Origin of the sequence: Streptomyces sp. NPDC058525, assembly GCF_042719495.1 — a bacterium.
Classification (GTDB): Bacteria; Actinomycetota; Actinomycetes; order Streptomycetales; family Streptomycetaceae; genus Streptomyces.
On record NZ_JBHXNP010000179.1, the window covers coordinates 1 to 7,835 of the forward strand.

The window sequence follows — 7,835 nt, forward strand, 5'->3', positions numbered from 1 at the left end:
TCTATCAGACTCTTTCGGGCCCGACTTCCTCGGTGCTTTCCAGGTCCTGCGCTTTCGCGCTTTCCCTTTCCGGCGATTCCGACTCTATCAGATCCTTTCGGGCCTGACCCCCAGTCAGCGGGGCTTGCGTTCCGGGCTGTTGGGCCCTTCCGGCGAGTGAGACAGTAGCGGATTCCTTGCCCCCGAACCTAATCGGCGGCGGCGCCCTCGGACGCGGATTCCTCATTCGCAAATACGCATGAAAACGGGACGACAAAGCAGTCGTTCGTTCGAATGTGTAGTGCGGGATGGCCGTCCGGGGACCGACCGGGGTCGGCGCTCACTTCGGACAACTCGAAGAACCTTACGGATCGGGCACACCTGTGTCAACCCCCGGCTGACCGGCCGCGCGTGCCGCTCGAACTTCACGTCGTCTTCATCCCGTTCCGTCTACGCTGGGTCCATGACTACGCATGCGCTCACGCTCAACCTGCGTTGGTGGGCCGCCTGACGGCGGCCGACTGCAACGCGAGCACGCATGCGCTCACGGCCGCCGCTTCGGCGGCCGTTTTCGTTTCTCCCCTCCCGGGAGTGGCTCGGCCGCCCGTCGCGGCGGCCCCGGCACCACTCACACAAGGGAGAACGGGACATGACGAGGATCTTCAGCGGGGTCAAGCCGACCGGGCACCTGACGCTGGGCAACTACCTGGGCGCCGTACGGCAGTGGGTCGCCGCCGAGCAGGCGCCGGACGAGGCCCTGTTCTGCGTCGTCGACCTGCACGCGCTGACCGTCGAGCACGAGCCGGCGCGCGTACGCAGGCTCAGCCGGCAGGCCGCGACGCTGTTGCTCGCAGCCGGGCTCGATCCACAGCGGTGCACGCTGTTCGTGCAGAGCCATGTCGACGAGCACACGCGGCTCGCGTACCTGCTGGAGTGCACCGCCACCGACGGTGAGCTGCGCCGGATGATCCAGTACAAGGAGAAGGCGGCGAAGGCGCAGGCCGCCGGGGACGGCGTACGGCTGTCGCTGCTCACCTATCCCGTGCTGATGGCCGCCGACATCCTGGCGTACCGGACCGACGAGGTGCCGGTGGGTGAGGACCAGCGGCAGCACGTCGAGCTGACCCGGGATCTGGCCGTGCGCTTCAACCAGCGGTACGGGCACACCTTCACGGTGCCCAAGGCCACGCACCCGGCGGTCGCCGCCCGGGTCATGGACCTCCAGGAGCCGACGTCGAAGATGGGGAAGTCCGACGCGAACGGCACCGGGATCGTCTATCTGCTCGACGAGCCGGAGGTCGTGCGCAAGAAGGTGATGCGCGCGGTCACCGACAGCGGGGAGGACGGGGTGGTCTACGACCGGGAGTCGCGGCCCGGGGTCGCGAACCTGCTCGACATCCTGGCCGCCTGTACCGGCGCGGATCCCGTGCGGCTGGCCGAGGGCTACACCGGGTACGGGGCGCTGAAGCGGGACGTGGCCGACGCGGTGGTCGAGCTGCTGCGGCCGGTGCGGGAGCGGCATGCCGAGCTGGCGGCCGATCCCGTCCAGGTGGACAAGGTGCTGCGGGAGGGTGCGGGGCGGGCCCGGGAGCTGGCGCGGCCGGTGGTCGACCGGGCGTACGAGGCCATCGGGCTGCTCGCGCCCTGAAGGGGTGACCGGGGGAGGGGTACGGGCAGCCCGCCGCGAGCGGTGCCCGTACCCCGGCCCGTTGGTCAGCTGTTGCCGGAGGCGAGCTCGCGGCTGCGGTCGCGGGCCGCTTCGAGGGCGGCGATCAGGGCGGCGCGCACGCCGTGCCGCTCGAGCTCGACGATCGCGTTGATCGTCGTACCGGCCGGGGAGGTGACGGCCTCGCGGAGCTTGACCGGGTGCTCGCCGCTGTCGCGGAGCATCACGGCGGCGCCGATGGCGGCCTGCACGATCAGGTCGTGGGCCTGGGCGCGGGGCAGGCCCAGGAGGATCCCGGCGTCGGTCATGGCTTCCACGAGGAAGTAGAAGTACGCGGGTCCGGATCCGGAGAGGGCGGTGGCCGCGTCCTGCTGGGACTCGGGGACGCGCAGGGTCTTGCCGACGCCGCCGAAGATCTCCTCGGTGTGGGCAAGGTGCGCGGCGGTGGCGTGGCTGCCGGCCGAGATGACGGACATGGCCTCGTCGACGAGGGCGGGGGTGTTCGTCATGACGCGGACGACGGGGGTGCCGGCCGCGAGCCGCTCCTCGAAGAAGGAGGTCGGGATGCCGGCGGCGCCGCTGATGACCAGGCGGTCGGCGGGGACGTGCGGGGCGAGCTCTTCGAGGAGCTTGCCCATGTCCTGCGGCTTGACGGTGAGGATGAGGGTGTCGGCGCGCTTGGCGGCCTCGGCGTTGCTGACGGCCTCGACGCCGTAGCGGGCGCGGAGCTCCTCGGCGCGTTCCGCGCGGCGGGCGGTGACGAGGAGCTTGGAGGCGGGCCGGCCGCCGCGGATCATCCCGCTGAGCAGGGCCTCGCCGATCTTGCCGGTACCGAGGACTGCGACTGTCTGGGTCATGCCCGATTCACCTCGCCGAACGCGCTGCGTATGACTGCGTACGGGATCATCCTTGCACTCGGGCCGGTGGGCCGGGCGGGGTGTCCGGTCCGTGGGCGGCCGGGGGCCGGGCCGCCGGGGCGGGTTACGGGGTCCGGCGGCGGAGGGTGGCCGCGCCGAGGGCGAGGACGAGCAGCGCGCAGCCGGCGACGATGACGGTGTCGCGGACGAAGTCGGCGGTCATGTCGGTGTGGGTGAGGACCTGGGTCATGCCGTCGACCGCGTAGGACATGGGCAGGACGTCCGAGAGGGTCTCGAGGACGGGGTGCATGGTGTCGCGGGCCGCGAACAGGCCGCACAGGAGGAGCTGGGGGAAGATCACCGCCGGCATGAACTGGACGGCCTGGAACTCGGAGGCGGCGAAGGCCGAGACGAAGAGGCCGAGTGCGGTGCCGAGGAGCGCGTCGAGGAGGGCGACGAGGAGCAGCAGCCAGGGCGAGCCGACGACGTCGAGGCCGAGGAGCCAGAGGGCGAGCCCGGTGGCGAGCAGGGACTGGACGACGGCGACGGCTCCGAAGGCGAGGGCGTAGCCGGCGATGAGGTCGCCCTTGCCGAGGGGCATGGCGAGGAGCCGTTCCAGGGTGCCGGAGGTGCGCTCGCGCAGGGTGGCGATGGAGGTCACCAGGAACATGGTGATGAGGGGGAAGATCCCGAGGAGTGACGCGCCGATGCCGTCGAAGGTGCGCGGGCTGCCGTCGAAGACGAAGCGGAGCAGCGTCAGCATCAGTACGGGGACCAGCAGCATCAGCGCGATGGAGCGCGGGTCGTGGCCGAGCTGGCGCAGGACGCGGCCGGCGGTGGCGGTGGTGCGGGCGGCGTTGATCGAGGACGTGGCGCTCATCGCTGCGGCTCCCTGTCGGCGGTGGCGTGGACGGTGGCGTGGGCCTCGGCGGTGGCGTTGGCCTCGTCGACGAGGCGGAGGAAGCCTTCCTCGACGGTGGCGGAGCCGGTACGGGCGCGCAGGGCGTCGGGGGTGTCCTGGGCGAGGATGCGGCCCTCGCGCATGAGGAGCAGGTCGTGGCAGCGCTCGGCCTCGTCCATGACGTGCGAGGAGACGAGGATCGTGGCGCCGCGGGTGCGGGTGATCTCGTGGAAGAGGTTCCAGAGGTCGCGGCGCAGGACGGGGTCGAGGCCGACGGTGGGTTCGTCGAGGACGAGGAGCTCGGGGGTGCCGAGCAGGGCGACGGCGAGGGAGACGCGGCTGCGCTGGCCGCCGGAGAGGTTGCCGGCGAGGGCGTCGGTGTGGGTGGTGAGGTCGACGTCGGTGATGGCCTGCCGGACGGCGGCGGTGCGGCGGCCGGCGGCGGCGCGGCGGGGGGTCCCCCCAGCGGTAGCTGGGGGAGGGTCGAGGACGGCGGCGAAGTAGTCGAGGTTCTGCCGGACGGTGAGGTCGTCGTAGACGGAGGGCGCCTGGGTGACGTAGCCGATGCGGGAGCGGAGCCCGGGGTGGCCGGCGGGGTGGCCGAGGACGTCGAGGGTGCCGGTGACGTGGGCCTGGGTGCCGACGATGGCGCGCATGAGGGTGGACTTCCCGCAGCCGGAGGGGCCGAGGAGGCCGGTGATGCGGCCGCGGGGGACGTCGAAGCCGATGCCGTCGAGGACGGTGCGGGGGGCTCGGCCCGTGCCGCGGCGGACGGTCAGGCCTGCGGCGTGCACGGCGGGCGCGGCTTCCGGGGCTCCGTGGGCTTCCGGGGCTCCGTGGGCTTCCGGGACTCCGTGGGCTTCCGGGACTCCGTGGCCTTCTGGAGGCGGGTTATTCATCATGTGATGAATAATGCTCCTGGCTGTGCCGGCCGTCAATCGGCGGGAGGAAAAACCGGTGCGGCCCGGGCGGGCTCGCGGGCCGGGCTACTTCTTGCGCTTGGGGCGACGCGCGGCCGGGTTGCCGGTACGGGCGCTGCGCCGGCGGGCGAATTCGGCCACGGCACGCTCGTACTCGGCGCGGCGCAGCTTCTCGCCCGGGGCCTCGACGAGGCAGCGGAGGAAGTACGCGATGAGGGAGCCGATGAAACCGATCGCCTTCAGGCCCTTGAGGGCGGCCTCGTCGGAGGAGGGGGCCGGGCGGCGGCTGAAGGATTCCCAGGTCTTGGCGAAGGCGATGGAGCTGGAGATCGCGAAGAGGACGACGACGGAGATGCTGAGGAAGGGGCCGACGTTGCCGAGCTCCAGGCCCTCGTAGGAGAGGCGCAGCAGCACCGCCGCGGCGACGGCTGTGATGAGGGAGCCCGCGGCGACGGCGGCGCGGCGCAGGGCGTAGCCGCCGTCGTGGTTCAGCCAGGTGGTGCCGAAGAACCGGATCGGCTCGGGCTCGGGTCCGGCGGCCGCGGCCGGGGCGGGGGCCTGGGAGGGCTCGGCGGGCTGGGCCGGCTCGGCGGGGTTCTGGTCTCGCTGGTCGTCGCTCACATCAGCGATTATCTCCCGCCGGGCCGACCGGACCGGCTGTGTCTCACGTGTCAGACGGGCGCGGCCCGGGACCCGGTCAGCGGCGGTGCGTCAGCCGCGGTGCGTCAGCCGCAGTGCGCGGCGACGTAGCCGTCGCTGCCCGTCTTGACGTACGCGTCGGAGACGAACTGGCCGTTGCCGACGCAGTCCCAGAGGTTCGTGGTGCCGTACGGGCCGGAGACGGTGGTGCCCGCGCACTGGCAGCGGATCGTCACCCGGGCTCCCAGCGGCAGGACGGCGACCACGGGGTATCCGGTGCCCGGGCCGCTGCGCACGTTGAGCTGGACGCCCGGCGCGACCGGGTAGGACTTGTAGCCGGAACCTCCGGAAAGGGTCTGGAGCTCGTTCGTTTCGTTCTCAACCGACATCGGACATCTCCCCCTTGAGCGTGACGCTCTGCAACTCGCGCAGGGTAGCAGGCCCTTACCGATTCATATGCGCCATCGACTAGGCTCCGGCGGGGGTGGTCGGCAGTGCACTCACTGCGCGCGGAACGGGCCGGTTTTCCGGAGTACGCCGGGCAGTACCGGCTGGAATCCGTCCTGGGTTCCGGCGGCATGGGAGTGGTGCATCTGGCCACCTCCGCGTCCGGACTGCGGCTGGCGGTCAAGGTCGTCCACGCGCAGCACGCGATGGATCCGGAGTTCCGGGCCAGGTTCCGCCAGGAGGTCGCGGCCGCCCGGCGGGTGAGCGGCGCGTTCACCGCGCCCGTCGTGGACGCGGACCCCGATGCCGAGCGGCCGTGGATGGCCACCCTGTTCATCGACGCCCCCACGCTCGCCGACCAGGTGCGCGACGAGCCCCTCGGCCCCGGAGCGCTGGCCAGGCTCGGCGCCGGGCTGGCGGAGGCGCTGCGGGACATCCACCGGGCCGGGGTGGTGCACCGGGACCTCAAGCCCAGCAACGTGCTGATGGCGCCGGACGGGGTGCGGGTCATCGACTTCGGGATCTCGCGGCCCGCCGACAGCGATCTGCGGACCGAGACCGGCAAGCTGATCGGGACACCGCCGTTCATGGCGCCCGAGCAGTTCCAGCGGCCGCGGGAGGTCGGCCCGGCGGCGGACGTGTTCGCGATGGGGGCGGTGCTCGTCCACGCGGCGACCGGCCGCGGCCCCTTCGACTCCGACAGTCACTACCTCGTCGCGTACCAGGTGGTGCACAGCGAGCCGGACCTGGCCGGGGTGCCGTCCTCGCTCGCTCCGGTCATCGCGCGCTGCCTCGCCAAGGACCCCGCCGACCGGCCCACCCCCGACGCCCTGCTCGGAGAGCTGCGGGCCGCCGCGTACCCGACGGGCGAGGAGACCCGCGCCTTCATACCGCAGCCCCGGCGGCCGGTCCCGGATCCGCCCCCGTCCGCCGCCGACGACGCCACGCACCGGCGCGTACGGATCACCGAGGCCCCGGAGGCGCGGCGGCGGCCGCGACGGCTCGCCCTCGCGGCCGCCCTCGCGCTGCTGCTGACGGGCGGGGCCGCCGGAGCGTACGCGGGGTTCGCGGACGACGGGGACGACGGGGACCCGGTGGGGCGCACGGCGTCGCGGCCGCAGGACCCGGCCGCGCCCGCACCCGCGCCCACGCCGTGGTCGGCCCCGCTCGGCGACCGCGGTCCCGGCAACACGGTGTCCGCGTGCGCGGCGGCGGCCGGGGCGCTGTACTGCTCGACGCCCGGCCTCGTCGCGGCCCGGCTGGACCCGGCCGACGGCGCCCTCGCCTGGTCGGTGCCCGCGCCGGGCACGGGTGCGCGTACGGCGGGCGCCACCGCCATCGCGCCCGTCGCGAACGGCGGGCTCGTCCTGGCCGTGACCCCCGGCAGCGGCCTGCTCCAGGCGCTGGACCCGGCGACGGGCGCGCCGCGGTGGAAGAAGGACATCGCGCAGAACGCGACGGTGCTGCCCGCCGGCCCGAAGGTGCTGGCCGCGGGGGCGGACGGGACCGTCACCGCGCTCGACGCGGCCACCGGCGCCGTGAGCTGGAGCAAGCGCCTGGGACGGACGGGGTCCGTGTGGTTCACGGGTCCGGGCCGGCCGGACGGCGGGCTCGACCTGTACGTGTCCACGCGCGCCGACGACGGCACGTCCTCGCAGATGTCGGCGGTCGATCCGGCGGACGGCTCGGTGCGCTGGCAGCTGCGCGCACCGGGGCTGCTCAAGCCGGTGGGCGTGGCACAGGGCGGTCTGCACCTGCTGGCCGGCGATCTGCAGGGGATGTCCGTCGCGGTCGTGCGCGTCGACCTCGCCACGCGGGCGGTCCGGCGCACCCCGTTGTCGGTGCAGCAGTTGCAGGCCGAGGCGACCGTGGGGCCGGACGGGGTCGTGTACCTGATCGGGATCTCGGGTGCGCTGACGGCGGTCGCCGGGGAGAAGGAGGCGTGGCGGCTGGAGACGGCGGTGGCCGCGGCCTCGCGGCCGGTCGTCGACGGCGGGCGGGTGTTCCTGATGGCGGCCGACGGCCGGCTGATCGCGGTCGATGCCCGGGCCGGGCGGCTGGTCGGCCAGACGGACCCGCGGATGGGGACGGGCCAGGGCACCTACACGGCCACGGTCCCCGCGCCCGTGGTCGCGGACGGGCGGGTGTTCGGGAGTGCGCCCGACGGGTCCGTGTTCGGGGTGGCCGCCGGAGATCCCGCAGCGTGGTGAACGCGCGGCACGGTGAACCCGCGGCACGGTGAACCCGCGGCACGGTGAACCCGCGGCACGGGGAACGCGCGGCGCGGGGAACGCCCGGCGCGGTGAACGCCCGGCGCCCCCGTACCGGAGGGATGCTGTTGGTTTATTCGGGGGTCTACTTCGCCCCGTCGAGCTTCGGCTCGGCGGGGCGAAGTGCTGCGAAGTGGCTGGTGCGGGTGCGGGCCC

At 73.4% G+C, this 7,835-nt stretch carries 7 protein-coding genes; 2 read left to right on the plus strand and 5 right to left on the minus strand.

Annotation, left to right across the window (positions count from 1 at the left end; genetic code table 11):
- Positions 1-628 precede the first annotated feature (628 nt).
- Positions 629-1,627 carry a tryptophan--tRNA ligase gene (gene trpS / locus ACFWP3_RS40960; protein WP_384231878.1) on the plus strand — a complete coding sequence of 333 codons (999 nt, stop codon included), beginning with the start codon at positions 629-631 and terminating at the stop codon, positions 1,625-1,627.
- A 65-nt stretch (positions 1,628-1,692) separates the two neighbouring features.
- Here the strand turns inward: trpS and proC are convergent, their stop codons facing one another.
- The 5 genes from proC to ACFWP3_RS40985 all read right to left on the minus strand — a co-directional run bounded on the left by proC (position 1,693) and on the right by ACFWP3_RS40985 (position 5,351).
- Complete coding sequence (gene proC / locus ACFWP3_RS40965) at positions 1,693-2,502, minus strand: pyrroline-5-carboxylate reductase (RefSeq protein ID WP_384231881.1); 810 nt, start codon at positions 2,500-2,502, stop codon at positions 1,693-1,695.
- A gap of 124 nt (positions 2,503-2,626) precedes the next feature.
- Positions 2,627-3,382 (minus strand): ABC transporter permease, encoded by a 756-nt coding sequence (locus ACFWP3_RS40970; protein WP_384231883.1) that lies wholly within the window; start codon positions 3,380-3,382, stop codon positions 2,627-2,629.
- On the minus strand, positions 3,379-4,305 hold the full coding sequence (locus ACFWP3_RS40975; RefSeq protein ID WP_384231885.1) for an ABC transporter ATP-binding protein: 927 nt from the start codon (positions 4,303-4,305) through the stop codon (positions 3,379-3,381). Before ACFWP3_RS40975 ends, ACFWP3_RS40970 begins: the two co-directional genes overlap by 4 nt.
- An 84-nt stretch (positions 4,306-4,389) precedes the next feature.
- Entirely contained in the window at positions 4,390-4,944 is a 555-nt protein-coding gene (locus tag ACFWP3_RS40980) for a hypothetical protein (protein WP_384231887.1), read from the minus strand.
- Between the two features lie 104 nt (positions 4,945-5,048).
- A complete protein-coding gene (locus ACFWP3_RS40985) occupies positions 5,049-5,351 on the minus strand; it encodes an SH3 domain-containing protein (RefSeq protein WP_384231889.1) in 303 nt (100 codons plus the stop codon).
- A gap of 105 nt (positions 5,352-5,456) precedes the next feature.
- On the opposite strand from ACFWP3_RS40985, the gene ACFWP3_RS40990 reads away from it, so the two are divergent.
- Positions 5,457-7,619: a serine/threonine-protein kinase gene (locus ACFWP3_RS40990; RefSeq protein ID WP_384231892.1), complete on the plus strand. Its 2,163-nt coding sequence runs from the start codon at positions 5,457-5,459 to the stop codon at positions 7,617-7,619.
- Positions 7,620-7,835 lie beyond the last annotated feature (216 nt).

Excerpts from the sequence above, each read along its gene's own strand:
- proC (WP_384231881.1), bottom strand. The coding sequence starts at position 2,502 with ATGACCCAGACAGTCGCAGTCCTCGGTACCGGCAAGATCGGCGAGGCC.
- ACFWP3_RS40975 (WP_384231885.1), bottom strand. The coding sequence starts at position 4,305 with ATGATGAATAACCCGCCTCCAGAAGGCCACGGAGTCCCGGAAGCCCAC.
- ACFWP3_RS40985 (WP_384231889.1), bottom strand. The coding sequence starts at position 5,351 with ATGTCGGTTGAGAACGAAACGAACGAGCTCCAGACCCTTTCCGGAGGT.
- trpS (WP_384231878.1), top strand. The coding sequence starts at position 629 with ATGACGAGGATCTTCAGCGGGGTCAAGCCGACCGGGCACCTGACGCTG.
- ACFWP3_RS40970 (WP_384231883.1), bottom strand. The coding sequence starts at position 3,382 with ATGAGCGCCACGTCCTCGATCAACGCCGCCCGCACCACCGCCACCGCC.